The 26,875-nt window shown below is 68.3% G+C and carries 17 protein-coding genes and 1 pseudogene; 8 read left to right on the top strand and 10 right to left on the bottom strand.

From position 1 onward, the window contains the following. Positions 1–23: 23 nt before the first annotated feature. Both ACFVYF_RS23525 and ACFVYF_RS23520 read right to left on the bottom strand, forming a co-directional pair. The gene (locus ACFVYF_RS23525; RefSeq protein WP_389458216.1) at positions 24–617 is read right to left on the bottom strand and encodes an ester cyclase; all 594 of its coding nucleotides are present in this window, start codon (positions 615–617) and stop codon (positions 24–26) included. 122 nt (positions 618–739) lie between these two features. Next, on the bottom strand, positions 740–1,300 hold the full coding sequence (locus ACFVYF_RS23520; protein WP_389458214.1) for an NADPH-dependent FMN reductase: 561 nt from the start codon (positions 1,298–1,300) through the stop codon (positions 740–742). A gap of 120 nt (positions 1,301–1,420) precedes the next feature. Between ACFVYF_RS23520 and ACFVYF_RS23515 the strand changes: the two genes are divergently transcribed. Then, on the top strand, positions 1,421–1,876 hold the full coding sequence (locus ACFVYF_RS23515) for a MarR family winged helix-turn-helix transcriptional regulator (RefSeq protein WP_389458212.1): 456 nt from the start codon (positions 1,421–1,423) through the stop codon (positions 1,874–1,876). 28 nt (positions 1,877–1,904) lie between these two features. Further along, positions 1,905–2,942, top strand: coding sequence for an LLM class flavin-dependent oxidoreductase (locus ACFVYF_RS23510; RefSeq protein ID WP_389458210.1), 1,038 nt, complete (start codon positions 1,905–1,907; stop codon positions 2,940–2,942). 123 nt (positions 2,943–3,065) lie between these two features. On the opposite strand, the pseudogene ACFVYF_RS23505 reads toward ACFVYF_RS23510, so the two are convergent. Beyond that, positions 3,066–3,488 (bottom strand): annotated as a pseudogene (locus ACFVYF_RS23505) (transposase); the annotation flags it as partial. A gap of 198 nt (positions 3,489–3,686) precedes the next feature. On the opposite strand from ACFVYF_RS23505, the gene ACFVYF_RS23500 reads away from it, so the two are divergent. Then, complete coding sequence (locus ACFVYF_RS23500) at positions 3,687–4,919, top strand: MFS transporter (protein ID WP_389458208.1); 1,233 nt, start codon at positions 3,687–3,689, stop codon at positions 4,917–4,919. On the opposite strand, the gene ACFVYF_RS23495 is transcribed toward ACFVYF_RS23500, so the two are convergent. Together ACFVYF_RS23495 and ACFVYF_RS23490 are read right to left on the bottom strand one after the other, a co-directional pair. After that, a complete protein-coding gene (locus tag ACFVYF_RS23495) occupies positions 4,879–5,136 on the bottom strand; it encodes a hypothetical protein (RefSeq protein WP_389458206.1) in 258 nt (85 codons plus the stop codon). The two genes, ACFVYF_RS23500 and ACFVYF_RS23495, sit on opposite strands and share 41 nt — an antisense overlap. Before the next feature lie 901 nt (positions 5,137–6,037). Further along, entirely contained in the window at positions 6,038–6,163 is a 126-nt protein-coding gene (locus ACFVYF_RS23490; RefSeq protein ID WP_389458343.1) for a hypothetical protein, read from the bottom strand. A 736-nt stretch (positions 6,164–6,899) separates the two neighbouring features. Here ACFVYF_RS23490 and ACFVYF_RS23485 point away from each other — a divergent pair. Next, positions 6,900–8,075, top strand: coding sequence for a hypothetical protein (locus tag ACFVYF_RS23485; RefSeq protein WP_389458204.1), 1,176 nt, complete (start codon positions 6,900–6,902; stop codon positions 8,073–8,075). A gap of 230 nt (positions 8,076–8,305) precedes the next feature. Here the strand turns inward: ACFVYF_RS23485 and tgmC are convergent, their stop codons facing one another. The 3 genes from tgmC to ACFVYF_RS23470 form a co-directional block, all read right to left on the bottom strand. Beyond that, entirely contained in the window at positions 8,306–9,415 is a 1,110-nt protein-coding gene (gene tgmC, locus ACFVYF_RS23480) for an ATP-grasp peptide maturase system methyltransferase (RefSeq protein ID WP_389458202.1), read from the bottom strand. Positions 9,416–11,029: 1,614 nt separating this feature from the next. Next, positions 11,030–12,559: a helix-turn-helix domain-containing protein gene (locus ACFVYF_RS23475; protein WP_389458200.1), complete on the bottom strand. Its 1,530-nt coding sequence runs from the start codon at positions 12,557–12,559 to the stop codon at positions 11,030–11,032. A gap of 117 nt (positions 12,560–12,676) precedes the next feature. Further along, positions 12,677–12,874: a DUF4236 domain-containing protein gene (locus ACFVYF_RS23470; protein WP_389458198.1), complete on the bottom strand. Its 198-nt coding sequence runs from the start codon at positions 12,872–12,874 to the stop codon at positions 12,677–12,679. A gap of 245 nt (positions 12,875–13,119) precedes the next feature. Between ACFVYF_RS23470 and acnA the strand changes: the two genes are divergently transcribed. The 4 genes from acnA (at position 13,120) to ACFVYF_RS23450 (ending at position 21,761) form a co-directional block, all read left to right on the top strand. After that, positions 13,120–15,834 (top strand): aconitate hydratase AcnA, encoded by a 2,715-nt coding sequence (gene acnA / locus ACFVYF_RS23465; RefSeq protein WP_389458196.1) that lies wholly within the window; start codon positions 13,120–13,122, stop codon positions 15,832–15,834. A gap of 181 nt (positions 15,835–16,015) precedes the next feature. After that, entirely contained in the window at positions 16,016–16,306 is a 291-nt protein-coding gene (locus tag ACFVYF_RS23460) for a hypothetical protein (protein ID WP_389458194.1), read from the top strand. After that, positions 16,303–18,117 (top strand): ATP-binding protein, encoded by a 1,815-nt coding sequence (locus tag ACFVYF_RS23455; protein WP_389458192.1) that lies wholly within the window; start codon positions 16,303–16,305, stop codon positions 18,115–18,117. The genes ACFVYF_RS23460 and ACFVYF_RS23455 overlap by 4 nt, the downstream gene beginning before the upstream one ends. A gap of 365 nt (positions 18,118–18,482) precedes the next feature. After that, the gene (locus ACFVYF_RS23450) at positions 18,483–21,761 is read left to right on the top strand and encodes a GH92 family glycosyl hydrolase (RefSeq protein WP_389458190.1); all 3,279 of its coding nucleotides are present in this window, start codon (positions 18,483–18,485) and stop codon (positions 21,759–21,761) included. 94 nt (positions 21,762–21,855) lie between these two features. On the opposite strand, the gene ACFVYF_RS23445 is transcribed toward ACFVYF_RS23450, so the two are convergent. After that, entirely contained in the window at positions 21,856–22,854 is a 999-nt protein-coding gene (locus tag ACFVYF_RS23445; RefSeq protein ID WP_389458188.1) for an alpha/beta fold hydrolase, read from the bottom strand. A gap of 177 nt (positions 22,855–23,031) precedes the next feature. Beyond that, positions 23,032–26,832: a GH92 family glycosyl hydrolase gene (locus ACFVYF_RS23440; RefSeq protein WP_389458186.1), complete on the bottom strand. Its 3,801-nt coding sequence runs from the start codon at positions 26,830–26,832 to the stop codon at positions 23,032–23,034. Positions 26,833–26,875: the final 43 nt, after the last annotated feature.

The following is a 26,875-nucleotide window of genomic DNA, read 5'->3' as shown; positions in this document are numbered from 1 at the left end:
CAGATGCGTGAGTGTCGTGCCACTCAGAGAGCGTCAGGTGCTGCGCCCCTGTGCGACGCATCCTGCAGGAGAGCGGCCGCCTCGGCCGCCTGCGCCGAGACCTGGGCGGCCGCGCGAGCGGCTCGCCCGGAGACCCGCCAGGCGAGCATGCGCAGAGCCGTGGCTGGGGCCGGCGGGAAAACGCCGAGCTGGCCGAGCATGGTGATGTCGTCCCGTACCGCCTCGTGCTTGACCACCTTGCCGTCACGCACATCGAGCACGTGTGTTTGCTCGAAGTCGATCTCGCGGTGGGTCGGGGGTACGGCTTGGTCGAGCGCACCGTCCCGGAAGCGTACGAAAGGGCCGGTGTGCTGCCCCTGCATGCGCAGTCGCACCCATACCTGGTCATCGTTGCGGGCCATGCCGAGGATGGGGAAACGCAGGTCGCTGAAGGCAGAACGCATCCATGCGGCCGAGGCCAGAACTCCTGCCGGTCCTGGGATCGCGCAGGCTGGGGGTGAGACAGACGCTTCGCGGTTGTGGAAGTTCTCGCCCACCGTGTCGGCGGCCAGAGACGGATCGCCAGTTTCAAGTACCCGGAAAAGCCCGTGGGCCAGATCCGTTGCATTTATTCCCATGGCGCACCTTTCGCGGGTTCCACTGCGTACCTTCGCGGGTCCTGTTGCGTACCTTTCGCGGCCGGCGGCGGAGAGGGCGAAGAGCCTTCCCGCGCTCCTCTCAAGCGGCCCTCACGCGCCCCTCAGGAGGCCCTCAGCGGCGCCAACGCCTGGCTCCAGGCCACGACTTGGTCAAGCGTGGTGCCCAGCGATTCCCGCTGAAAGTCGCTGGGCTTGAACACACTGAAGTTCTCGAAGTCCGTGAACAGCGACAGCGCGACCTGGGCCCGCACATCGGCCATCTGCAGCTCGCCGGCTATCAGCCGCAGGTGTTCCACCGCGCGCGTACCACCGGCCGAGCCGTAGCTGACGAACCCGACGGCCTTGTTGTTCCACTCGGCATAGAGGAAGTCGATGGCGTTCTTCAGCGCGCCGGAGGTGGAGTGGTTGTACTCCGGCGTCACCATCACGAAGCCGTCGAACGAGGCGATCTTGCGCGCCCAGTTCAGGGTGTGCGGCTGCGTGTACTGGCCCAGTGACGGCGGGTACGCCTCGTCGAGGTGCGGGAGCTTGTAGTCGAGCAGATCGACCAGCTCGAACTCCGCGTCGGTGCGCTGTGTGGCGACCTCGTGCACCCAGCGGGCGACGGCCTCCCCGTTGCGTCCCGGACGGGTACTGCCGAGGATGATCCCGATCTTGGTCATGACCGTTCCTCCATAAGCCGTTGCTGATGCATCCGCGCATACTGGCTCCATCCGCGGATCTGCTTGCCGCGTCAAGTAAATCCTGTGATACTTGTTGCGTCAAGGAAGTAATATGAAGGCATGCCGAGCGCCGAAGAGCCACTGCACCCCCTGAGCCCGCACGAGGAAGCGCTGTTGCGTGAACTCGGCAGGGTGATGATCGTCCTGCCCCGAGTGATCGACACCGACATGATGCGTGAGCAGCGCCTGCCGCTCTCCGAGTACACGACGCTGATGCATCTGTCCGAGGCCCCGGACCGGCGGATGCGCATGAGCGAGCTCGCCGCCATCGCCAACCTCTCGCTGAGCGGGATGACCCGCATCGTCACCCGACTGGAGAACCAGGGCCTGATCGAACGCGCCAGGTGTGACGAGGACGCCCGCGGGTGGAACGCCGTGCTCACCGACGCCGGCCTCGCCCGCCTGCGGGAGGCATGGCCCGCCCACCTGGCCAGCGCCCGACGCCACGTCTTCGACCATCTCGAAGGCGCCGACCTCACCCAGCTCATCCACGCACTGAGGCGCATCGCGACCTGAGACCCGGTGCAGACCCGAGGAGCACGACATGGCCACAGACATCACGCTCGGGCTCGACACCTTCGGCGACGTGACACATGACGCCGAGGGCACACCGCTGACGCACGGCGAAACCCTCCGGGGACTGGTCGAGGAGGGTGTCCTCGCCGACCAGGTCGGCCTTGACCACTTCGCGATCGGCGAGCACCACACCGAGACGATGCCGCTCTCCGCCGCCGACGTCGTGCTCGCGGCCGTCGCGGCCCGCACCTCGCGCATCCGTCTCGGCTCCGCGGTGACGGTGATCAGCTCCGACGATCCCGTCCGGGTGTTCCAGCGCTACGCCACGCTCGACGGTGTGTCCGGTGGCCGCGCCGAGGTGATCCTCGGCAGGGGATCGAGCACCGAGTCCTTCCCGATCTTCGGCTATGACCTGAACGACTACGAGGAACTGTTCGAGGAGAAGCTCGACCTGTTCGCCGAGTTGCTGCGGGAGAAGCCCGTCACCTGGTCGGGCAGGACCCGCGCGTCGCTCGACGGCCTCTCCATCTACCCGCGCAGCGAGTCGGGGGCGATCCCGACCTGGGTCGGTGTCGGCGGCAGCCCCCAGTCGGTCGTCCGGACCGCCCGTTACGGTTTCTCGCTGATGCTCGCGATCATCGGGGGCGACACGGCCCGTTTCGCGCCGTTCTCCCAGCTGTTCCAGCAGTCGCTGGAGAAGTTCGGACAGCCCCGGCGGCCCCTGGGCGTTCACGCGCCGGGCCATGTGGCTGCCACCGACGAGCAAGCGGTGGAGGAGTTTCTGCCCGCGTTCGAGGCAGTGATTCGCGGCGTGGCCAAGCAGCGTGGTTTCCGCACCCCCACCCGCGAGAGCCTCATGCGTGATGTGGGCCCGGGTGGCGCGCTGCACGTGGGATCACCCGAAACCGTGGCCCGCAAGATCACCGCGACACTCAAGGAACTCGACGCGACCCGCTTCGACCTCAAGTACGCGATGACCGGCATGCCGCACAGCGCGCTCCTCACCAACATCGAGTTGTACGGCACCAAGGTGGCACCCCTGGTACGCGAGATGACGGGCGGCTGACGCGGCCGCCCCGGCCCGAGCCTCTGAGCGGTTGGCTCCGGAAGTCCTCCGGGGGTTGATCAGTCCGTCGCTGTCAGAGGCTCGTCGTACTCGCCCCGCCGGCGTGGGCGGGTGGTGCCGGGGCTTGAAGACCATGCCGAGGGTGGCGGCCCGGTTGTCGGCGCCCTTGGTGACCTTGGTGCGTAGCCGGACGGTGGCGAAGGTCGACTCGATGGGGCTCGTGGTCCGCAGATGGATCCAGTGCTCTGCGGGGAAGTCGAAGAACGCCGGCAGTTCCTCCTCGTCGTCCGTGATCCGCTTGACGACCTTGGGGTGCTTCGCCCCGTACTGCTTGGCGAACGCTGCGACGGCCATGGCCGTGTGCTCCTTGTCCCCGGCGTTGTGAATTTCCTGGATGGCGCGCTTCGTCGCGGGGTGGGCCGACTTCGGCAACGCGTCGAGCACGTTCGCGGTCTAGTGCACCCAGCACCGTTGGTGACGGGTTTCGGGGAACTCCTCGTTCAACGCGTTCCAGAAGCCGAGCGCCCCGTCGCCGACAACGGCCACTCTCTTCATGGCCATGCACACCGCGCTGCACTCGCCACCGCTGTTCAAGCCCGAACTTCCGTCGACCGCCGGTGCGTCGACGGCATCGGCCATAGGCGACCGGTGGGCCTTGTTGACAGGTGACGGGGTATCGGGGAGACGGTGACGTCCCTAGATCGCGCCAGTGGGTTCCACGAAGACTTCGAGGGGTGACAGCTGTTGACGAACATCGCGGAGGCGCGGAGGCAGCGGCCGGCGTACCGCGACAGGAACGTGCTGCGGTGGGTCTCCGCCTACACCGCGTCCGTCGCCGGCGACTCGATCTACTTCCTGTCTCTTTCGTGGACCGCCGTGGCCGTCGGCGGACCGTCGACCGCCGGGGTGGTCACGGCGGTAGGCGCGTTGCCCAGAGCCGTACTGATGCTCGTGGGGGGCGTACTGGCGGACCGCTTCGGACCGCGGCGCACCATCATCGCCAGCGACACGGCGCGCTGCGTGATCATCCTCGGAGCGGCCTGCTGGCTGTGGCTGGCATCCCCCGGACTCTGGCTGCTGCTTTTATTGGCAGCCCTGTTCGGCGTGGTCGACGCCGTGTTCATGCCCGCGGTGGGGGCGCTCCCGCCACGCATCGCCCGGCCCGATCAGTTGGGACGGGTCCAGGCGATGCGCGCCCTGGCGATACGGACCAGCAATCTGATCGGTCCGGTTGTCGCGGGCGCCGCCCTGGTTGTGGGCGAGGCGCCCGCCGCGTTCGCCACGTCCGGCGCGCTCTTCCTCGTCTCGCTGGTCCTGCTCCTGGCGGTACGTACCCGTCCGCTGCCCGCCGCCGAGGCGACGCAGCCCGAAAGGCCGGCGTGGGGGGATCTCAAGGACGGCCTCCGGTACATCCGCCGCCATAAGTTTCTGACCCCGCTGCTGGCGGTCATCGGACTGAGCGAGATGTGCTTCTCAGGGCCCGTGAGTCTCGCTCTGATCGTGCTCGTCGACGAGCGGGGCTGGGGCGCCTCGTCCGTGGGATGGATTCTGGGCGCCTTTAGCATCGGCGGGGCCTTGGGCGCCGTCGCTCTCGCCACCCGATCGCGCCTGCCACGGGCTGGGCTGACGTGTGCGGTCTTCCTCTGCTTGACCGCGGTCGCGACGGCTCTGCTCCCCGCGGCACCCGGCCTGGCTCTCGCGACCGGCCTTGCCGCACTCATGGGGGCTTCGAGTGGCGTCGCGGGGGTGGTGGCCCACACCCTGGTGCAGACCCACTGCGCGCCCGCGTACCTGGGGCGCGTCACCGCCGCCCTGACGCTGGCCACTGTGGGGCTCGCTCCGCTGCTGTACCCCCTGACCGGTGTGGCCGCCGCCGCATGGGGGGCGGGGTCCGTCCTCGCCGCGAGCGCCGTGATCACCTTCTCCGCCGCGCTGATCACGACGACGACAGGGTCGCTCCGGCGCGCCGCCACGTGACAACACGGCTCCGCGACGGCGACCACACGACCTCGGTGAACATGCCGTAGCTGGTCTGGTGTTTGCTCCACAGACACCGCAGCGCGTCGCCGCCGAAATCCCGCTTGATGAACCCCCAGACGTACGCCATCTCAGCCGTCTTGTCCGGGTGTGCATCGTCGTTCAGGTACCGGACCCAGTCATTCAGTATGTCCCAGCGCAGTGCATTGACGATCACGCCGGCTGGCGCCTCGCTCTGTCGTAAGTCGGCCGCGAACTCATCATTGAATGTCGTCAGGCGACCGTAGCGAGCAGCACCGTCGCCCCGCCATGGTGCCTGCTCACCGTGGGCGTCTGCTCTCCGGGCCGCTTAGACCATGTAGGACACGGTTTAAGCGGCGGGTCACACACACGTTGGGCCTACTCTGGGGAACATTCGTTTCACAGCGAACGCCGGTCCGCGCCGCGCGTGATGTCGATCAGATCTCCCAGACCCGGCAAGCGGCCTCGGTAGACCATCGTCAAGACAACGGTGATGACCATCGCGGCAATCGGCCCAGCGGCGACGTCCGGTAGGCCCACCTGCGCCATGCCCACCAGTGCGGCCGTGATCAGCACCCCACCGGACAGCAGGCGCAGCCATGACCAGTCAGCGACCGGTACCACCCCCGCTAGCTGCTCCTCGTCCAGCAGCTCGCCAATCCGCCCTTCGGCGTACCGCTCGGCGATCGTCATGAGCATCGTGGCCAGCGTCCGCAGCGCCTCGGTCGTGTCCCGGTCCTGGCGGGTCTCCGCCGCCCGGAGTGCGGCCACAACATGGGCCGCGTGGCTTTTGAGCGCCTGCCGCTGGTGACGGCGAACCCGTTGCCCTGGCATGTTCGCGTACCGTGTCCGCCAGGCTCGCCGGACTATGCGTTCTGCCCGCTTCACTGACACCCGACGGAACTCCAGTACACCCGCTGGCGCTTGCGTCTGCTCCTGGAACTCACAGTACGCGCGCCCACACTGCACGGCGCACAGCGCCAGCACGACGACCGGCCAGTGGCGCATGTCGGCATTCGCCGCCTCGCGCCTCTGCGTCTGCCTCGGAGGGGTCTGCGAGTCGCCTGCGCTCTGCGCGAGCGCCAACGGCCACATGACTACCAGCGCAACGACGACCAGCAGACACAGCAAAGGCACCTGCAACGGTCCGATGATCTGGCCGGGGTGCTCCCACAGTTGCACGGCTGTCCCGGGCAGGCCGACGAGCACTGTCCACACCCAATGCACCGCGTCGACGGTGCCGGCCGTCAGCCCCGACAACGGATCAAGCTCACGGGGGTGTCTCTGATGCTGCCATGCCCTGCCGATCGCGTCGGTGTTCGGCATCATGACGAACCGCACAACGACGAAGACAGCCAGCAGAAAGCCGAGCCGGAACAGCATGGCGACCGGAAAGGCGCGGGCCCAGCGATCTACGCATGCGGGCACGAGCCGCCGAGTTTCCGGCAGCTGGGTCAGGACGCCCGGCAATGCCTCGCGCATCGCACGGTTGACACTTTCGGCTAGGCCGGTCGAGAACGCGTCCAACTTGGCACGTATTGGTTCGAATACCCAAGCCCGCGTAAACGGTCGGCCCCAACGCTTCCACGCACGTAGTCCGCCCCAGGCGATCACGATCAAGGCGGCTAGAACGGCCCACCTGACCGGCCTGTAGCTCAACAGATCCATCCCCGAAGTCTCGCCCAGACCACTGACATTGAGGCGTGCCCGCCGACCAAGAGACCTACATCGCCTGTCCGACGACGGACCGTGCAATGGTGGTGACGTGCGAGACGGGTTGGTGCCACGACATCAACTAGGCCCCGCCTCGGCCACTGCGAGGCCCTGGTGTGTGTGCAAGGGTTGGTGACCCCGGCTCAACTAGGGGGAGTCGAGGACGCGTCAGGCCTTCGAGGACAGACGTGCACGTCGGGCTCCTCCGATAACTACGGTTAGTTCAGGTATCAGTTTGGGGAGAGAATGACCGAAGCCGCTGACGGCAGCACCGGGCAGGCGGAAAAAGGCGCAAGGGGTGAGCCGGTCGAGGAACCGACCCCTGCAATATCCGCCGAGTCACCCACGTCGGAGGCTGACGCCTCGGCTGAAGAAACCAGGGCCAGTTCAGATCATCTGGGCTTGGGGGGAAAAGTGACTGGAACAGGTAAGCGTGTTATCCGCATCAGACGGAAGCGCGGTCCCGTGGAGCTAACATTCCAGCCAGTAGAAAACGGCATCGACTACCTCCTTAGCGTGACTGAGCACCTCGCCGATAATCCGAGCCCTCGCGATCTGAAATATGCTGTTCTTCACCTACAGGCGGCCACCGAAGTGCTGTTGAAGTCACGTCTCCAGCTTGAACATTGGGCGCTCGTCTTCGAGAGGCCTGAGAAGGCTTCTCGTGAGGACTTCGAGAAGGCAGATTTTCCTAGCTGCGGCACGACAGATGCCCTTAAGCGTTTGAAGGATATTGCGGGCATCGATCTAGGTGTAAGCGGCTCCATCGACAACAACTTGAACAAGCTCGTGAAGTGGCGCAACGCGCTACAGCACTACGGTCTGACTGTGCCGGCTCCAGCCGTGGAGAAACTGGCAGCGAACGTTCTCGACTTCCTCTTGGTCTTCGTCCGTGATCAGCTTAGGCCAGCACTGGAGCCCCGAGAACGCCATGCCTTGGACCGAGAGATGGAATCGGTCAGCGAGGGCCTTGCAGCGATCAAGAGGTTCCTGACCACACGGTGGAGCCGGCTGAGTGAGGAGCTGAAGCCGCTCCTCGACGAGACGGTGTGTTGTCCGCTGTGTATGCAGAACGCACTTCTGGTAGACGGCGAACCGGACTGTCGCTTTTGCCAGATGGTTTGGCGTGATGGGGGAGACGCGGCAGCAGCCTACGTCGAGAATGTCCAAAGGCATAGCATCTACGAGCAGATAGCGGGCGGCGGCGACGCGTTGGTCACTTCCTGCCCGGATTGTGAGTATGAAGCACTCGTTGCCGACGTGGAAATGGCATCCGGGAGAACCATTGAATACTTCTGCTTCCAATGTGGAACACAGCACGGACCCATGAGTTCTTGTGATAGCTGCGGGACTCCCGCTGTGGAGGACGACGGATTGTCACTCTGTGGCTCTTGTCTGGAATCGAAACCCGAAAGGTTCTGAGGCTGCGTGCGGAAGCCTGTGCTGGTGAAAGTGACATTGCAGCCGTTGGTAATAACGAATGGCATGCAGCGAGGTGTGAACGTTCTTGACTCTCGTTAGGCTTTTGCGAGAGTCCATCGGGACCTTAACTTGCAGCTCAAGGTGAATACTTCAGCACTGATCGCTCACCGACACCGACGCGCTCCGCCCCCTGATGATCGTGGGGCGGAGCGCAGGTTTAGCTGACGCGGTCAGCAGCGCGGCCAGGTGATCGACAGCCGATCGGACGTCAGCGAGATCTCGAACTGCTCCAGTGGCGGCGTACCGGCAGCGCGCCGCCGGGTGATGTGGTCCTCGACGGCGTCCCACATGCGGGACGGTCCACTCTGCCGGACCAACCACTGTCCGTCGTTCTCCCACAGCACTGCCCAGGCGCCGGTGTCGACATCGACCAGCGCATGTTCTGTTCGGCCGTCACGGGTCAGGGTGACGCGTTGAGCACCGGGAGCGGCGAGTTGGGCGACGAACCGGGTGTTCCAGTCATCAACGATGTCAGCCCCGAGGGCTGCGTGACGCTCGGTGCCCTCGTCGAGGTCGGGAAGCAGCCCCAGCGGCGGCGGGAGTTGCGGACGGGCGAGCATGAACGAGATCTGCCCGCCGAGGAAGGGACCGGACGCCGTGCCGTCCTCGTGGACGATTAGCCGGGCCAGTTCGGAGGAGTACAGCCATCCGCAGAGGGTGACGAGGATGATCCCGCCGGGCTTGGTCTGCTCGATCAACTCGCGTGGGACTGTGCGGAGGCCACACGTGGCGATCACGCGGTCATAGGGAGCACCGTCCTTGTGTCCGGCCACGCCGTCGCCCACGATCAGGTTCGGGGCGAAGCCGCATCTGCCCAGCGCGGTTCGGGCACGGACGGACACATCCTCATCGACCTCGACGGAGGTCACCAGGTCTTCGCCGAGACGGTGGCACAGCAGGGATGTTGAGTAACCGGTGCCCGTACCGATTTCCAAGACACGGTGACCGTCCTGGACTTGGAGGTCTTCAAGCATCCGCACGACCAGGCTGGGCATGGTGCTGGACGAGGTGGGGGTGCGCATGATCTCGCCCCGGATGTCGCCGGGAACGATCGTGCCCGCGATCTGCGTCACCAAGGAGTCGTCGTCGTAGCAGCGCTCCAGCCACCTAGGATCGTTTGGCATGACCGGCGCCCAGGCAGTAGGCGCCGAGCCCTCGACCTGTTCGAAGAATCCGCCTCGCAGGAACTCGTGGCGCGGGACTGCTTCCACCGCCTCCCGCCAGGGCTCGGTGTGCAGATGGCTGCTGCCGGCCAAGCGCGGCGTGCCGCATTGCGGCACCCCGTTCTGATCCGGTGCGCGATGCGCTCGATGTCGCCGCAGACTTCGCTGACGGCCCTATCGATGGACTCGCCTGTCTTCCACCGCTGCCAGGGGCTCAGCTCCACCGGAAACACCCGGAGGACGTGGTGGGCGTCGGCCGAGACGGTCAGATAGGTGGGCGAGCCCGGCGGTTCCGGCGAAGCCGCTTCGCGTGCGGCCACTGCCTTCGGAAACGCCTTCGCGGCCGGGGTGTCCCCAGGGTCTCGCGCTATAACCTGACGCGCCCTACGGGCGGAACCACAGACGACCTCGCGCGCTTGTTCCGAGAGTTGTGTTCCGAGGGTGGTGTTCTGTGCAGCCGGATCGGGGTGGGGGCCTGTAGCCGTTTCGGGGGCCGCGGGTGTAGTCGGATCGGGGTGGGGGACTGGGGCCGGATGAGCCTCGTACCGTGCGCCGTGGAGGCCGCCGCCTTCCTGGGTCTGGGTAAGCCAGCCCTCGGCCACCAGGCTGCGCACGATGAGGCGGACGGTGTCCTTGCCCGTGATGCCGCAGGTGCGGCCGGCCTGCGCCTTACGGAATTCGGTCCCGGTGTCGGCGCAGAACGACGCGTACGCGTAGACCTTGAAACGGTTGCCGCGCAGAGCATTGCGGGCGTATGCGGAAGCGCGAAAGAAGCGTTCCGCTGGCGCCCCGTTCTCGTCACGGCGCAGCAGTCGAAGTCTGCGGGTGAGGGTGGAGCGGTGGGTGGAGACCGCGGTCATGGCGGTTCCGTCTTCCAGCCGTTCCAACTCGCGCATGTAGCCGTTGACGGTCACGCGGTGCAGGCTGAGGGCGTCGGCGATCCACTGATCAGACGCGTACGACCCCTGCCCCCTGTGACCGAGGTCAATGACAAGACTGGCGACACGGACAGCGTCCCTGGGAAGGGGCGCCAGCCACGCCAGGGGCATGATCGTCAGGAAGGGTTCGACTGGGACAGCGACGGTGGGGCCACTGCCCGGAGGGCGTGGTGCAGGCAGGCCAGCAGGAGGCAAAACGGCAGGTTGAGTTGGCTCGTCGACTCGTGCGGGCAGCCTGCCGCGTGGCAGACTAAACATCGGTTCGGACCTGTTTTCTGAGGCCGGTTTCCGCGCGCTCTACTCGCCAAAGTTGATAAGCGCGGTCTTCGGTTGGTTAACAGGACCGGCAGGTCCGTTTCACAGAGAGCCCCGGAGTGCTTACGCGCTTCGGGGCTTTGCGTTGCGTGGCCGCCGGTGTTGCCACCGCTCTGTTCCGCCGAGGCGGGTGCAGGGCGCCGTGAAGTTTGCACGCGATGGCTGGCCCGTATGGAGCGGTGCCTTCATGTCCGAGCGGAGTTAGCACAGAGAGTTGCTGGCCGGGAGACCTTCGTGGCTTTGACCTGGGAACACATCGAGGCCCCGCTACTCTCCGTAAAGAGTGACGGGGCCTCGGTCGCGCGAAAATCGTCCCTGACGTGCCGTCAGCGTTGCTTGATCATCTTGCACATCGACTGCACAAGGTGCCGGAAGCTGCGGGAAGTCGCGGGAAGGTGTCGGAGGGTCTTTCTCAGGTCAATGGGCAACTTCAGCGGCCATCGTCATGTGTGGCAATTTTGACGATTTGCCCTATTTCTCAGATGTCGCGGAAGATCTCGATCTGCGCGCCGATCGTGTTGAGGCGCTCCGCCAGATCCTCGTAACCGCGGTTGATGACGTACACGTTCCGCAGCACGGACGTGCCCTCGGCCGCCATCATCGCGAGCAGGACGACCACCGCGGGCCGCAGCGCGGGCGGGCACATCATCTCGGCGGCGCGCCAGCGGGTCGGGCCCTCGACGAGCACCCGGTGCGGGTCGAGGAGCTGGAGCCGGCCGCCCAGCCGGTTCAGGTCGGTCAGATAGATCGCGCGGTTGTCGTAGACCCAGTCGTGGATCAGCGTCTTGCCCTGCGCGGAGGCCGCGATGGCCGCGAAGAACGGGACGTTGTCGATGTTCAGGCCCGGGAACGGCATCGGGTGGATCTTGTCGATCGGCGCCTCCAGCTTGGAGGGCCGCACCGTCAGGTCCACCAGCCGCGTACGGCCGTTGTCGGCGAAGTACTCGGCCGTGCGGTCGTGGTCGAGGCCCATCTCCTCCAGGACCGCGAGCTCGATCTCCAGGAACTCGATCGGCACCCGGCACACCGTCAGCTCGGACTCGGTGACCACCGCGGCGGCCAGCAGGCTCATCGCCTCGACCGGGTCCTCGGAGGGGGAGTAGTCCACGTCGACGTCGATGTTCGGCACGCCGTGCACGGTGAGCGTGGTGGTGCCGATGCCCTCGACCCGGACCCCCAGCGCCTCCAGGAAGAAGCAGAGGTCCTGGACCATGTAGTTGGAGGACGCGTTGCGGATGACGGTCACGCCGTCGTGGCGGGCGGCGGCCAGCAGCGCGTTCTCGGTCACGGTGTCGCCGCGCTCGGTCAGCACGATCGGGCGGTCGGGGGAGACCGAGCGGTCGACCTGGGCGTGGTAGAGCCCTTCGGTCGCCGCGATGTCCAGGCCGAAGCGGCGCAGCGCGATCATGTGCGGCTCGATCGTGCGCGTGCCGAGGTCGCAACCGCCCGCGTACGGCAGCTTGAAGCGGTCAAGGCGGTGCAGCAGCGGGCCCAGGAACATGATGATCGAGCGGGTGCGGCGGGCCGCGTCCGCGTCGATGGTGCCCATGTCGAGGTCGGCCGGGGGCACGATCTCCAGGTCGACGCCGTCGTTGATCCAGCGGGTGCGTACGCCGATGGAGCCCAGCACCTCCAGAAGGCGGTACACCTCCTCGATGCGGGCGACCCGGCGCAGCACGGTGCGGCCCTTGTTGAGCAGCGTGGCGCAGAGCAGCGCGACACAGGCGTTCTTGCTGGTCTTGACGTCGATCGAGCCGGACAGACGACGTCCGCCGACGACCCGGAGGTGCATGGGACCCGCGTACCCCAGCGACACGATCTCGCTGTCCAGGGCTTCACCGATTCGAGCGATCATCTCAAGGCTGATGTTTTGGTTGCCGCGCTCGATGCGGTTGACGGCGCTCTGGCTGGTGCCGAGCGCCTCGGCAAGCTGCGACTGTGTCCAGCCCCGGTGCTGCCGGGCGTCACGAATGAGCTTGCCGATACGTACGAGGTAGTCGTCTGCCATGGGGACGAGGCTATCTCAGATATGAGATGGCACATCTCAGGGGGTCCGTACGAGTGACGGGCCGTCAGTGACGCCTGGGGGTACGCGGGTCGGGGGTGCGCCGAGAGGCGCGGCCGGTCAGCTGCGCTTCGCGCTGCGCGTCCGGCGCCAGCCGAAGGGGCCGGGCAGGTCCATCGAGGTCGTGCGGCGTCCGGTGCTGCTGCGGGTGTGCCGCGGCCCGTGGTCGCCGCCGGTCGTGATGGACCAGGAGCGGCGGTTGATGTTCAGCCGCACCCCGGGAAGGATGCGGAAACTCTTGCGGAACGTGAGCGCCATGGGTTCCCCCTCTGCGGTTACCCCGGGTGGTTCCCGGTGGACTCCGGGTACCCCGAAGAAGGCCGCGCATGACCAGGCGGTCCCCATGTACTAGAGTTATCTCGACATCGAGATATCTGCCGAGGCGCGCCGCAGCCGCCACCCCGATAAGGGTTACCTAACTTAGCCTTACCTTAGCGGATAGGGCAATCGTCGTGGCGGCAGGATTCTGCGGTGGGTACGCGCAATCAATGAAGGAGACTGTCGTGTCGGCGAACAGCTTCGACGCCCGCAGCACGCTGCAGGTGGGCGACGAGTCGTACGAGATCTTCCGGCTGGACAAGGTGGAAGGCTCGGCTCGCCTTCCGTACAGCCTGAAGGTGCTGCTGGAGAACCTGCTCCGTACCGAGGACGGCGCGAACATCACCGCCGACCACATCCGGGCGCTCGGCGGCTGGGACTCCCAGGCGCAGCCGTCGCAGGAGATCCAGTTCACGCCGGCCCGCGTGATCATGCAGGACTTCACCGGCGTGCCCTGCGTCGTGGACCTTGCCACGATGCGTGAGGCCGTGAAGGAGCTCGGCGGCGACCCGGCGAAGATCAACCCGCTGGCCCCGGCCGAGCTGGTCATCGACCACTCCGTCATCGCCGACAAGTTCGGCACGCACGAGGCCTTCGCGCAGAACGTCGAGCTGGAGTACGGCCGCAACAAGGAGCGCTACCAGTTCCTGCGCTGGGGTCAGACCGCCTTCGACGAGTTCAAGGTCGTCCCCCCGGGTACCGGCATCGTCCACCAGGTCAACATCGAGCACCTGGCCCGTACGGTCATGGTCCGCCAGGGCCAGGCCTACCCCGACACGCTGGTCGGCACCGACTCGCACACCACCATGGTCAACGGCCTCGGTGTCCTCGGCTGGGGCGTCGGCGGTATCGAGGCCGAGGCCGCGATGCTCGGCCAGCCCGTCTCGATGCTCATCCCGCGCGTCGTCGGCTTCAAGCTGACCGGTGAGCTGCCGGCCGGCACCACCGCCACCGACCTCGTGCTGACCATCACCGAGATGCTGCGCAAGCACGGTGTCGTCGGCAAGTTCGTCGAGTTCTACGGCGAGGGTGTGGCGGCCACGAGCCTCGCCAACCGCGCCACCATCGGCAACATGTCGCCGGAGTTCGGCTCCACCGCCGCGATCTTCCCGATCGACGACGAGACACTGAAGTACCTGCGTCTGACCGGCCGTGACGCGCAGCAGGTCGCGCTCGTCGAGGCGTACGCCAAGGAGCAGGGCCTCTGGCTCGACCCGGCCGCCGAGCCCGACTTCTCCGAGAAGCTGGAGCTCGACCTCTCCACGGTCGTCCCCTCGATCGCCGGCCCGAAGCGCCCGCAGGACCGCATCGTCCTCGCGAACGCGGCCGAGCAGTTCAAGAGCGACGTGCGCAACTACGTCGCCGACGACGACGAGGCGGGCAAGGAGTCCTTCCCGGCCTCCGACTCCCCGGCCGCCACCAACGGCGTGCCCTCCAACCCGGTCACGGTCACGGCCCCCGACGGTTCGACGTACGAGATCGACCACGGCGCCGTCACGGTCGCCGCGATCACCTCCTGCACCAACACCTCGAACCCGTACGTCATGGTCGCCGCCGCGCTGGTGGCCAAGAAGGCGGTCGAGAAGGGCCTGACCCGCAAGCCGTGGGTCAAGACCACGCTCGCCCCGGGCTCCAAGGTCGTCACCGACTACTTCGACAAGGCGGGGCTCACCCCCTACCTCGACAAGGTCGGCTTCAACCTCGTCGGCTACGGCTGCACCACCTGCATCGGCAACTCCGGCCCGCTGCCGGAGGAGGTCTCCAAGGCCGTCAACGACCATGACCTCGCGGTCACTTCGGTCCTCTCCGGCAACCGGAACTTCGAGGGCCGTATCAACCCCGACGTCAAGATGAACTACCTGGCCTCCCCGCCGCTGGTCGTCGCGTACGCCCTCGCGGGTTCCATGAAGGTGGACATCACCAAGGACGCGCTGGGCCTGGACCAGGACGGCAAGCCGGTCTACCTCGAGGACATCTGGCCGACCGAGGCCGAGGTCAACGACGTCGTGGCGAACGCCATCGGCGAGGACATGTTCAACAAGTCCTACCAGGACGTCTTCGCGGGCGACGCCCAGTGGCAGGCGCTGTCGATCCCCGAGGGCAACACCTTCGAGTGGGACCCGCAGTCGACGTACGTGCGCAAGCCCCCTTACTTCGAGGGCATGACGATGGAGACCACCCCGGTCTCGGACATCGCCGGTGCGCGCGTCCTCGCCAAGCTCGGCGACTCGGTCACCACCGACCACATCTCCCCGGCCGGTGCGATCAAGGCCGACACCCCCGGAGGCAAGTACCTCACGGAGCACGGCGTCGAGCGCCGTGACTTCAACTCGTACGGCTCCCGCCGCGGCAACCACGAGGTGATGATCCGCGGCACGTTCGCCAACATCCGCCTGCGCAACCAGATCGCGCCGGGCACCGAGGGCGGCTACACCCGCGACTTCACGCAGCCGGACGCGCCGGTGTCGTTCATCTACGACGCCTCGCGCAACTACATCGAGCAGGGCATCCCGCTCGTCGTGCTCGCGGGCAAGGAGTACGGCTCCGGCTCGTCCCGCGACTGGGCCGCCAAGGGCACCGCGCTCCTCGGTGTGAAGGCCGTCATCGCCGAGTCGTACGAGCGCATCCACCGCTCGAACCTCATCGGCATGGGCGTCCTTCCGCTCCAGTACCCGGAGGGCGCCTCGGCCGAGGCCCTCGGCCTGACCGGCGAGGAGACCTTCTCCTTCACCGGCGTCGAGGAGCTGAACAACGGCACCACGCCGCGCACGGTCAAGGTCACCACCGACACGGGTGTCGAGTTCGACGCGGTCGTCCGCATCGACACCCCCGGCGAGGCGGACTACTACCGCAACGGCGGCATCATGCAGTACGTGCTGCGCAGCCTGATCCGCAAGTAGCCGGTTCCGCAGGTGCGGTGACGCACCTGCGGCGTACGGCAGTCGAGGGCCGCATTCCCGGAGACGGGGGTGCGGCCCTCGGGCTTGTCCCGTGCGTGACTCTTCGCCGTTCATTTACGGACATGGGTGGGCCTCAGACGGAACACAGGGTTCTGCCAGGTGCGGGGGACACCCTTTTCTCATGTCTGGCACCCGAAGCGACCGCGTCCGTGTGGTGAACGTCGACGTCGACGACGAGCGGGCACGCACCGAGCTGCCGTCCCTCGCCGCCACCGAGGGACTGCGCCGGCTGCGGTACGGGCATCCGGGGCCGCCCGTCCGCGTGCTCGGCGTCCGGGACGCGTCCGAGCGGGGCGTCGACGGGTTCGCCACGGGTGCCGAGGACTCTCTGCCGAAACCTTTCTTCTCGGCGGCGCGCCAGGCGGTGCGCGGGATGGGATACGCCACCAGACCGGCGGAGGCGGGGAGATGACCGGGATATGGGCGCGGGAGCGGCTGCGCGGGCAGCCGGACGGGCGGTGGCCGCGGACCGGGCCGCACGGTCGCTCCGCCGCGCCGGAGACGTCGCTGGAGGAGCGGTCGCCGTCGACCCGGGGGACGGAGTACGCGCCGACGAGGCGGCGCAAGGACCGCTCGCTGCCGCAGGGCCGGCCGGGGCGGGCGCGCCCGCTGTCCGGGCGGCTGAAGCGCCGGTTGCCGCCGGGGTGGCTGAAGCGGCGCTCGCTGCCGGCGCGTCCGGCAGGGCGCTCGCTGAGGACCCGCCTCCTCGTGTTCATCGCCGTCGCGCTCGCCGCCGTCTGCGCCACCATGGCGCTCACCTCGGTGCTCGCCCAGCGCTCCTACCTCCTCGGCAATCTCGACCACCGGGTCACCGACGCCGCCGAGCGCAGCCAGGGCGGACTCCAGGCGCGGGCGGGGGAGGAGCGGTCCACCGGCCTCGGCTTCCTCGACGAGCGGGGGCAGGCCGTCGGGACGCTCGCCGCCCGCTTCGACGACCAGGGCACCGTCACCGCCGCCGAGGTCGTGACCCAGGACGGCGGTCAGCAGACGCTCACGGCCGCCCAACGGGCCGCCCTCGACGGCATCACGGCCGACGGCACCCTGCACACCCGCACCGTCCCGGGCCTCGGCGCCTACCGGGTGACCGCGCTCGGCGCCGACGGCACCCCGGTCCTCACCGGGCTTCCGATGAGCGAGGTCCAGGACGTGATCCACCGGCTGGTCCTGATCGAGTCCGTGGTGGCCGGCGCGGGGCTGGCCGTCGCGGGCTGTGTCTGCGCGGTCGTCATCCGGCGACAGCTCCGCCCTCTCGGACGGGTCGCCGCCACCGCCGTGGAGGTGTCGCGCGCGCCGCTGGGGCACGGGGAGGTCACCGGACTCGTCCGGGTGCCCGACCGGGACACCGATCCGGCCAGCGAGGCCGGCCAGGTCGGCGCCGCGCTCAACCGCATGATCGACCACGTCGAGTCCTCGCTCGCCCAACGCCTGCGCGGCGAGGAGCAGTTGCGCCGCAGCGAGGAACGCATGCGCCGCTTCGTCGCCGACGCCAGCCATGAACTCCGTACGCCGCTCGCCTCCATCGCCGGGTACGCGGAGCTGATGAACCGTGGCGCCGGGAAGATCGAACCGACGCTCGCCTGGAGCCGGGTGTCCGCCGAGTCGGCGCGGATGACCGGTCTCGTCGAGGATCTGCTGCTGCTCGCCCGGCTCGACGACGGGCGGCCCCTGCAGTCCGGCGAGGTCGACCTGGCGGCGGTGGTCACCGAGGCCGTGTGGGACGCGCGGGCCGGCGGGGACGGGCACAACTGGCAGCTGGCGCTGCTGCTGGACTCCCCGGCCCTGGTCGTCGGCGACGAGGCACGACTGCAACAGGTGGTGGCCAACCTGTTGGCCAACGCACGTGTGCACACTCCTGCCGGCACCACGGTCGTCACCTCGGTGGAGGCCACGGGCGCCCACTGCGTCGTCCGTGTGATCGACGACGGCCCCGGCATCCCCCAGCACCTGCTGCCCACGGTCTTCGAACGCTTCACCCGGGGTGACACGTCCCGCTCCCGCAGCGACCCCGCCCAGGGCGGCTCCGGCCTCGGCCTCGCCGTCGTCGCGGCCATCACGGCGGCGCACGGCGGCCGGGTCCAGGCCGAAAGCGTCCCCGGCCGCACGGAGTTCAGGATCGAGCTGCCGGCTGCGCAGGGGCAGGGTACGGAGGCCGAGCACTCCGGAGGAGCCGAGCCGGCCGGTCTGTTCCGGGCCGCCGACGCGGCGGGACCGGCGGGCAGATGACAGCGCTGTGCTGTCGGCTCAGGGCGGACCGGGTGAGTGCTGGAGGACTCACCCGGTCCGCGAGCCCAGGAGGCTGAGGGGGGAAGGGCCGCCCGGGATGGTGCGTGGCTTGTGACGACCGTGGCGTGCGACAACGTTGTCTCATGGTCTTCTCATGACTCTATCGCCTCAACCGACAACGATGTCAAGCCAGTTGGTGCGGCAACTGCGGGGCCTCGGTGGGCCGGCGGAGTGCACGGTGCGAGGGCCCGGCGAGCCGCCCGCGGCGCATGCGGTCTTCCGTGGTACGGGTGGCGCACGCTACTGTCCCTGCGGCTTGTGCGACCTGTGGTGCGCGACCCGTCCGAAGGAGGAGGGGCCGCGTCATGCGTTTCCGTCCGTCATCCGTGCTGCTCGCCGTCGCCCTGACGGCCGGCGGTGCCACCCCGGCCCTTGCCGCGTCCGCGTCCGGTCCGCCGGACCTCGTCAAGGACCCGACCGCGTACGTCGATCCGCTCATCGGCACCAAGAACGGCGGCAATGTCTTCCCCGGCGCCGTCGCCCCCTTCGGCATGCTCTCCTGGAGCCCCGAGAACACCAGAGGCAGCGCGACCAGCACGGCCGCGCCCGGCGGCTACCAGTACGACGCCACCCGCATCCGGGGCTTCAGCCTCACGCACATGTCCGGCACGGGCTGCGCGGGCGGCAGCGGCGACATCCCCTTCTTCCCGTACGCCGGCGAGGTCACGTCCTCCCCGGCGAGCGACACCAAGGACGCGGTGTACGCGTCCGACTTCAAGCACACCGACGAGACCGCCGAGCCCGGTCACTACAAGGTCGGCCTCGCCTCCGGCGTCACCGCCGACCTCACCGCGACCACCCGCACCGGCTCGGGCCGCTTCACCTTCCCCACCGACAAGCCCGCCTCGCTGCTGATCCGCACCGCCAACTCCGAGGTCGGGTCGACGGCTTCGGACGTACGCATCGACCCGGCCACCCGCACGGTCTCCGGGTCCGTCACGTCCGGCAACTTCTGCGGATATCTGGACCCCGAGGGACAACGCAGCTACTACACGCTGTACTTCACCGCCCGCTTCGACCGGGAGTTCAAGACCACCGGCACCTGGCAGGACGACAAGCTGAGCCCGGGGTCCACCGAGGCGAGCGGTGGCACGGGCGGCTTCTCCAACGGGGGCCGGCCCGTCGCGGGCAAGGGCGCCGGCGGCTATGTGGAGTTCGCGCCCGGCTCCGGCCCGGTGAACGTCAAGGTCGGCATCTCGTACGTCAGCCGGGCGGGCGCGACGGCCAACCTCGCCAAGGAGAACCCGCCGTCGCGGTCCTTCGCCTCCGTACGGGAGGCGACCGGGCGTGCCTGGCGCGAACGGCTCGGCGCGATCAAGGTCGGCGGCGGCACCGGCACCGACCGCACCACGTTCTACACCGCGCTCTACCACGCCCTCCTGCATCCGAACGTCATCAGTGACGCCGACCGCAGATACCGGGGCAGCGACGACAAGGTCCATGTCGTCGGGCGCGGCCACCAGGCCCAGTACGGCACTTTCTCCGGCTGGGACGTCTACCGCTCCCAGGTCCAGCTGCTGACCCTCCTCAACCCGGACGTCGGCTCCGACATCGCGCAGTCGCTGCTCGAACTCGCCCGGCAGAACGGGGGAGTGTGGGACCGCTGGCTGCACGGCGCGAGCGGGACGCACGTCATGAACGGAGACCCGTCGCCGGCCGCACTCGCCGGCATCCGTGCCTTCGGCGGCACGGACTTCGATCTGCGCGGCGCGCTGGACTCGCTGGTCAAGGCGGCGACCGTGCCGACGGAGCAGGACAAGTCGTCGGCGGGCAAGCCGGTCCTGTCCGTGGGCCAGCGGCCCTCCCTCGACAAGTACCTCGACCAGCACTACATGCCGTCCGTCTCCAACGCGTGGGGCGGCGCGGCCGAGACGCTGGAGATGTCGGGAGCGGACTTCGCGATCTCCCAACTCGCCACCGCTGCCGGGCAGAAGAAGACGGCGACGGACTTCGCCGGACGTTCCCAGTGGTGGCAGAACAACTTCAACCTCGCGGCCGACCCGACCGGCGGCTACATCGCCAACCGCAAGGCGGACGGCAGCTGGGTCACCGGTTTCACCCCCGGCACCGGCAACGGATTCGTGGAGGGTACGGCGGCCCAGTACACCTGGATGGTGCAGCACAACCCGGCGGGACTGTTCGCCGCTATGGGCGGCCGTGACCAGGCCCTCGACCGCCTCGACACCTTCTTCCACGACGCCGACGGCAGCTGGGCGTTCACGGGCAGCGGCGGCGACAAGTCCGAACTGGACAACGAGCCGTCGATCAACGTCCCCTACCTGTACGCCTATGCGGGCGCGCCCTACAAGACGCAGGACACGGTCCGCGCCGCCATGCAGCAGCTGTGGTCCACGCAGCCGGGCGGCATCCCCGGCAACGACGACCTGGGGGAGATGTCCTCCTGGTACGTCTTCTCGTCCCTCGGCATGTACCCCCAGGTTCCCTCCCGCGCCGAACTGGTGCTGTCCTCACCGCTGTTCCCCCGGGTGGAGATCTCGCGTCCGGGCGGCAAGGACATCAGGATCCGCGCGGCCGGAGCGGCGGCGGACGCACCCTATGTGCGGTCGCTGAAGGTCAACGGCCGTTCCAGTGACCGCCCTTGGCTCCCGGCCTCCTTCGTCCGCACGGGCGGCACGCTCGACTACACGCTCGGCGGCACGCCGGACAAGAAGTGGGGCAGCGCCGAGGCCGACGCCCCGCCGTCCTTCCGGGCGGGCGAGCAGCCGTACCAGATCGGCGTCGGCCCGACCACCGCGACGCTCGCGCCGGGCGGCAGCACCAAGCTCGACATCCGCGCCCTCGCGCTGAGCGGCGGCGCGGGCCCGGAGGTGCGTTTCCACGTGGACGTGCCGGACGGCGTCAAGGCCACTCCCGCCGAGGGGACGGTGACGGACGGCGCGCAGCAGATCGTCCTGACAGCGGCTGACAGCGCCCGGCAGGGCTTCTATGACGTCAAGGTGTCGGTGACGTCCGCCGACTCGTCGTACGAGCAGCCAGTGGCCCTGACGGTGGCGGCGCCCGGCTCGCTCCTCGCCGCCTACAACAGCACGGGTGTCTCGGACGACGCGGGCGACCACGACGAGGCCGACTACGACGGCGGCGGCTGGAGCTACTCCCGCCAGGCGCTGGCCACCGCGGGCCTGACCCCCGGCAAGCAGGGCACGGTGCCGGGCGGCCTCGCCTTCACCTGGCCCGACTCCCCGTCGGGCCGTCCCGACAACGCCTCGGCCGCGTCCCAGACGATCGATCTGCCCACCCCGTCCGCCAAGTTGAGCTTCGTCGGCAGCGCGGTCAACGGAAATCAGCAGACCAAGGCGACCGTCACGTACACCGACGGCAGCACCGGCACCGTCGACCTCTCCTTCACGGACTGGACCGTCGGCGGCGGTGGCGGCACCGTCCAGTACGGCAACGAGGTCGTCGCCAAGGCCCTGTACCGCAATGTCGCGGGTGCCGACAAGGACCCGGTGGCGACCTACGTCTTCGCCACCAAGCCCTTCGAGGCCCCGGCCGGCAAGACCATCAGGAGCGTGAAACTGCCTGACAACGCGGATCTGCACGTGTTCACCCTCGCGGTGAGCTGAGTTCGCCCGCGGGCCGGCCCTGTCGCTCGACGAGGACAGGCCCGGCCCGCACGGGCGTCCGCGCCGGGCCGCGGGCCCCGGTGGACGACACCCCCTAGGCGCCGATGAGCCGCAGCCAGTCGGTCAGGAGCCGGTTGACCTCGTCGGGGCGTTCCTGCTGGATCCAGTGGCCGCACCCTTCGAGGATGTGCGAGGCGGTCAGCCCGGGGAGGGTGGTCGGAAAGGCCGCGATGGCATCGGCCATCCACGCCGTGGTGGAGTCCAGTTCACCGCCGAGGAACAGGGCCGGCTGGGTGATCGGCGCGCCGTCCCAGGGCGCGAGATCCGCCCAGTCCCGGTCGACATTGCGGTAGCGGTTGAGCGCCCCGGTCATGCCGGTGCGCTCGAACTCGGCGGCGCAGGCGTCGAGTTCGTTCTCGGTGAGCCAGGACGGCAGCCTGCCGGCATCGAAGCGGTCGCGCATCCGCGCCCCTTTGGGCACGAAGAACAGACGGCTCGATCCGGCCGCAGGCCTGGTGTCCCCGGAGAGCCCGGCGTAGAAGCCGGCCAGCCAGCCGCGCACATCGGGTTCGATCTCGTCCTCGGCCCGCCCGGGCTCCTGGAAGTAGCTGACGTAGAACTCGTCGTCCCCGCCGATCCGCGCGAAGACCTCGCTGGGCCGGGGCCCCGAGCGTGGGCTGTAGGGCACCCCGAGCTGTCCCACGGCCGTGAAGACATCCGGCTGGAGCAGCGCGCACTGGGCGGCGATGGTCGCACCCCAGTCATGGCCCACGATCACCGCCGACGACTCGCCGAGGGCGCGCACGACGGCGGTGTGGTCGTCGACGAGTTCGAGCATCCGGTAGGCCTCCACCTCGCGCGGCTTCGACGAGCGGCCGTAGCCGCGTACGTCGACGGCCGCCGCGCGGAAGCCCGCCGCGGCGAGAGCCGGCAGCTGGTGGCGCCAGGACCGCCAGGACTCGGGAAAGCCGTGCACGAGCAGGACCAGGGGGCCGGTGCCCTGCTCGACGAGGTGAACGCGGCCACCGGGCACGCGCACCAGGCGATGCCTGGCGGCCTGCTTCGGGGCGGGGGGCTGCGTGGGCTGTGGCATGGGTACTCCCGCTGGCTCCGTCGGCTGTCACGACCAACATCGCAGCAGCCCACGGCGGTCGACGAGAATTTTGCCGGTCCGGCAAAACCGCCGCCGGGACACCACGCGGACGGCCCCGGTACGACGAAGCGGGCGCGGAGAATGCTCCGCGCCCGCTCCGTTCCCGTGGGGGGAAGGTCAGGACAGCAGTTCCACCTCCGCCAGCGTCGCCTCGCCGGTGAGGACCAGGCGGTAGTGCGTGAACGGCCGCGGAGCCGGCACCGAGAACGCGCGGGTCTGCTTGTCCCAGGTGAACGACTCACCGGAGCGCTTGTCGAGCGTCGACCAGTGGGTGCCGTCCAAGGAACCCTGCAGGGTCCAGCCGGTCGGTGCCTTCGTGTGGTCGGCGGACGTCAGCGTGTACTGAACTCCCTTGGTGCGCGCGGCGACCGGCAGGTCCACCGACGTCACGCTCGCGTTCGTCGCCGAGGTGTTGTCGAAGAGCGCGCCGTCACCCTTGAGGGCGTCCGAGCGGGGAGCGGGCACCTTGTCGTCGTCGGTGATCGACACGGGCGCCGCGTTCTTGCCGGTACCCCACGAGGACGGCTTCGAGCCCATGTCGAACTCCAGGACGGCACCCTTGGAGAGCAGCGTGTGCGGCAGGGCGGTCGACGTCCACTTCTTGCCGTTGACCTTCAGCCCCTGCACGTACACGTTCTTCGTGCTGTTCTTCGGCGCCTTGACCACCAGGTCCTTGCCGTTGTCCAGGTGGACGGTCGCCTTGGTGAAGAGCGGGGAGCCGACGGCGTACTCGCCGCTGCCCATCACCAGCGGGTAGAAGCCCAGCGACGAGAAGAGGTACCAGGCGGACTGCTCGCCGTTGTCCTCGTCGCCGTGGTAGCCCTGGCCGATCTCGCTGCCCATGTAGAGGCGCGAGAGGACCTCGCGGACGTTCTTCTGCGTCTTCCAGGGCTGGCCCGCCGCGTCGTACATGTAGTTGACGTGGTGCGCCACCTGGTTGGAGTGGCCGTACATCCCCATCCGTACGTCACGGGCCTCCGTCATCTCGTGGATGACCCCGCCGTACGAGCCGACGAACTCCGGGGCGGCCGTCTCGGGCGTGGCGAAGTACGTGTCGAGCTTGTCGGCGAGAGCGCTGCGGCCGCCGTACAGGTTCGCGAGGCCACGGCTGTCCTGCGGGGCCGTGAAGGCGTACCCCCAGCCGTTCGTCTCGGTGTAGTCGTAGCCCCACACACGCGGGTCGTACTTCGAGGACTCGACCCGCCAGTTGCCCTTCTCGTCCCTGCCCTGGAAGAAGCCGGCCTTGGGGTCGAAGAGGGTGACGTAGTCCTGGGCCCGGTTGAGGAAGTAGGCGGCCTCTTCCTTGTAGTGCTTCTTGCCGGTCTTCTTGTAGAGCGCCTGGCCCATCTTGGCGATGCCGTAGTCGTTGAGGTAGCCCTCAAGCGCCCACGACAGGCCCTCGTGCGTGTCCGTGCTCGTGTAGCCGAGGAAGGGCGAGGTCGTCATGCCCTTGCGGCCCACGCCGGAGGAGGGCGGGACGACCGTGGCGTTCTTCAGAGCCGCGTTGTACGCCGACTCCGCGTCGAAGTCGACACCCTTCACGTACGCGTCGGCGAAGGCCACGTCGGAGGACGTGCCGGTCATCAGGTCCGCGTATCCGGGCGAGGACCAGCGCGAGGTCCAGCCGCCGTCCTTGTACTGCTGCACGAACCCGTCGACCATCTCTCCGGCCTTGCCGGGGGTCAGGAACGAGTAGGCCGGCCAGGTCGTCCGGTAGGTGTCCCAGAAGCCGTTGTTGACGTACACCTTGCCGTCGACGATCTTCGCGCCCGTGTGGGTCGGGGTGTCCGGACCCGGCATCGGGGAGAACGGCGAGGCGTACTGGTCCTTCGAACCGACCTTCTCGAAGCCGGAGTTGGGGTACAGGTACAGCCGGTACATGCTGGAGTACAGCGTGGTCAGCTGGTCCGGCGTGGCACCCTCGACCTCGACCTTGCCGAGGATCTTGTCCCACTGCTGCTGGGCCCGGGTCCTGACGGTCCCGAAGGACGTGCCGTCCGGGATCTCCTGCCGCAGGTTGTCCTGGGCCTGGTCGACGCTGATGAGCGAGGTGGCCAGCCGCAGGGTGACCGAGTGGTCGGAGCCGGGCTTGAACTTCAGATAGCCCTTGACGCCCGACGAGCCGCTGTCCGTCACCGGCGCGTCGAAGACGCCGTAGACGAACATCCGGGTGGCCCCCGTGGACAGCCCGGACTTCACGTCCGAGTAGCCGGTGACGATCCCGTTCGTCTTGTCGAGCGTGAGCCCGGCCTGGTCGGTGACGTTGTCGAAGACCACGCTCGCGTCGTCACCGGGATAGGTGAACTTCAGTGCGGCCGCGTGGTCCGTGGGCGCCATCTCCGCCTTGAGGCCGTTCTCGAACGTCACGCCGTAGTAGTACGGGCGCGCCGTCTCGTTCTCGTGCCTGAAGGCGAGCGCACGGGCGGTGCGGCCGGTGTCCGGGGTTCCGGACGCGGCCGACGGCATCACCTGGAAGGTCTGCCGGTCACCCATCCAGGGGCTGGGCTCGTGACTCGCGCTGAACGCCTGGATCGTGGGCAGATTGTCCGAGTTGTTCGCGCGGGCGTAGTCGTACAGCCAGCTCTGGGAACCCGCGTTGGTCACCGGCGTCCAGAAGTTGAAGCCGTTCGGCACGGCGGTCGCCGGGAAGTCGTTGCCCCGCGAGAAACCGCCGCTGGAGTTGGTGCCGCGGATGGTGGAGGCGTAGTCGGAGAGGTGCGCCTTCGGCTTCTCGGGCGCGACGGTCTTCAGGGCGATGTCGTCCAGCCAGCCGCGGAACTTCGCCGGCCCCTTCGGGGAGTCGTACGCCACCAGTATCCGGTCCACCGTGCGGCCCGCCGCGACGGACCCGATCCGCGACTGGACGTTGTTCCACTGGTTGACGTAAAGGACCTTCGACGCGCCCTGGCCCTGCGGGGTCAGCGCGAACCCGTGCTGGTCGGTGGCCTTCAGGTCACTCAGATAGGTGCCGTCCGTGAAGACCAGGTCCACGGACACGTTCGTGGCGTCGTAGTCCAGATCGCCGTCCGCCATCGAGGGGAAGATCCGGTACGACAGCTCGGTGTCCCGGCCGACGGCCACATTGACGTCGAAGACCTTGTTGTACGAGTAGGCGCGCGCGTCGGCCTTGTGCGAGCCGGCGTAGCGCAGGGCCCGCTTGCCGGTGAACCCCGCGCCGGCCTTGGCGGTCGGGGAGCCGCTCGGACCGCGGTCGACCAGCGACAGCATGTCCTTGGGCGTCGGGTCGGTACTGCCGCCTGTGGAGAACTGGACATCGGCGAGCTGCAGGATGTCACCGGAGTTGTTCTTGGTGACATCCAGCCGGAAGTGCGCGTACTCCGCCGGAGCCGCGAGGTCGTACGTCTTGGTCTGGAAGCGCTCGGAGAAGGACTGGTCGGAGCGGCTGTCGAGGGTCTTCCAGTCCTTGCCGTCGGTGGAGCCCTGCAGGGTCCAGTCCTTGGGGTCGCGCTCGTCGTGGTCGTTCGCGGACGTCAGCGCGTACGTGACCAGCTTGACCGGCGCGTCCAGGTCGAACTCGGCCCAGCCGGTCGGCGAGAAGGTCAGCCATTTGGTGCTCGGCTCGCCGTCGACGAGGTTCTCCTTCACCTCCCCGCCGCCGGTGTTCTCGTCGTTGGCCCGGACATCCGTGACATGGTCGGTCACGTTGCCGGGAATGCCGCTGCTGTATCCGCCGTCGACTCCGGAGGAGCGTTTCGTCCCGTCCGATGCCGTATCCACCGTATTGAGCCAGTCGGGTGCGGGTTCACCGGTCTCGAACGAGGAGGCGAACTCCCGGTCGGCCTTGGCCGCTTGGGCGGGCCTGGCGACGGCGGCCCCCTGTGAGGCCACCACCACGACGAAGGCGGTCGTTGCCACGACCGCCGAGGAACTCCATCTGTGCCGAGCTCTGAGATGCATGCGCGAGCACCCTCCCTGCGCCTTGGACAACGTTGTCAACTTC

This window comes from Streptomyces sp. NPDC058274 (assembly GCF_042881375.1).
Classification (GTDB): domain Bacteria; phylum Actinomycetota; class Actinomycetes; order Streptomycetales; family Streptomycetaceae; genus Streptomyces.
Note: the sequence above shows the minus strand (reverse complement) of the source record. Positions and strands in the feature narration are given on the sequence as shown.

Bases quoted from the DNA above. Each gene is read 5' to 3' on its own strand.
- ACFVYF_RS23525 (WP_389458216.1), bottom strand. From the start codon at position 617: ATGGGAATAAATGCAACGGATCTGGCCCACGGGCTTTTCCGGGTACTT.
- ACFVYF_RS23520 (WP_389458214.1), bottom strand. From the start codon at position 1,300: ATGACCAAGATCGGGATCATCCTCGGCAGTACCCGTCCGGGACGCAAC.
- ACFVYF_RS23515 (WP_389458212.1), top strand. From the start codon at position 1,421: ATGCCGAGCGCCGAAGAGCCACTGCACCCCCTGAGCCCGCACGAGGAA.
- ACFVYF_RS23510 (WP_389458210.1), top strand. From the start codon at position 1,905: ATGGCCACAGACATCACGCTCGGGCTCGACACCTTCGGCGACGTGACA.
- ACFVYF_RS23485 (WP_389458204.1), top strand. From the start codon at position 6,900: ATGACCGAAGCCGCTGACGGCAGCACCGGGCAGGCGGAAAAAGGCGCA.
- ACFVYF_RS23475 (WP_389458200.1), bottom strand. From the start codon at position 12,559: ATGGCAGACGACTACCTCGTACGTATCGGCAAGCTCATTCGTGACGCC.
- ACFVYF_RS23470 (WP_389458198.1), bottom strand. From the start codon at position 12,874: ATGGCGCTCACGTTCCGCAAGAGTTTCCGCATCCTTCCCGGGGTGCGG.
- ACFVYF_RS23460 (WP_389458194.1), top strand. From the start codon at position 16,016: ATGTCTGGCACCCGAAGCGACCGCGTCCGTGTGGTGAACGTCGACGTC.
- ACFVYF_RS23455 (WP_389458192.1), top strand. From the start codon at position 16,303: ATGACCGGGATATGGGCGCGGGAGCGGCTGCGCGGGCAGCCGGACGGG.
- ACFVYF_RS23450 (WP_389458190.1), top strand. From the start codon at position 18,483: ATGCGTTTCCGTCCGTCATCCGTGCTGCTCGCCGTCGCCCTGACGGCC.
- ACFVYF_RS23445 (WP_389458188.1), bottom strand. From the start codon at position 22,854: ATGCCACAGCCCACGCAGCCCCCCGCCCCGAAGCAGGCCGCCAGGCAT.
- ACFVYF_RS23440 (WP_389458186.1), bottom strand. From the start codon at position 26,832: ATGCATCTCAGAGCTCGGCACAGATGGAGTTCCTCGGCGGTCGTGGCA.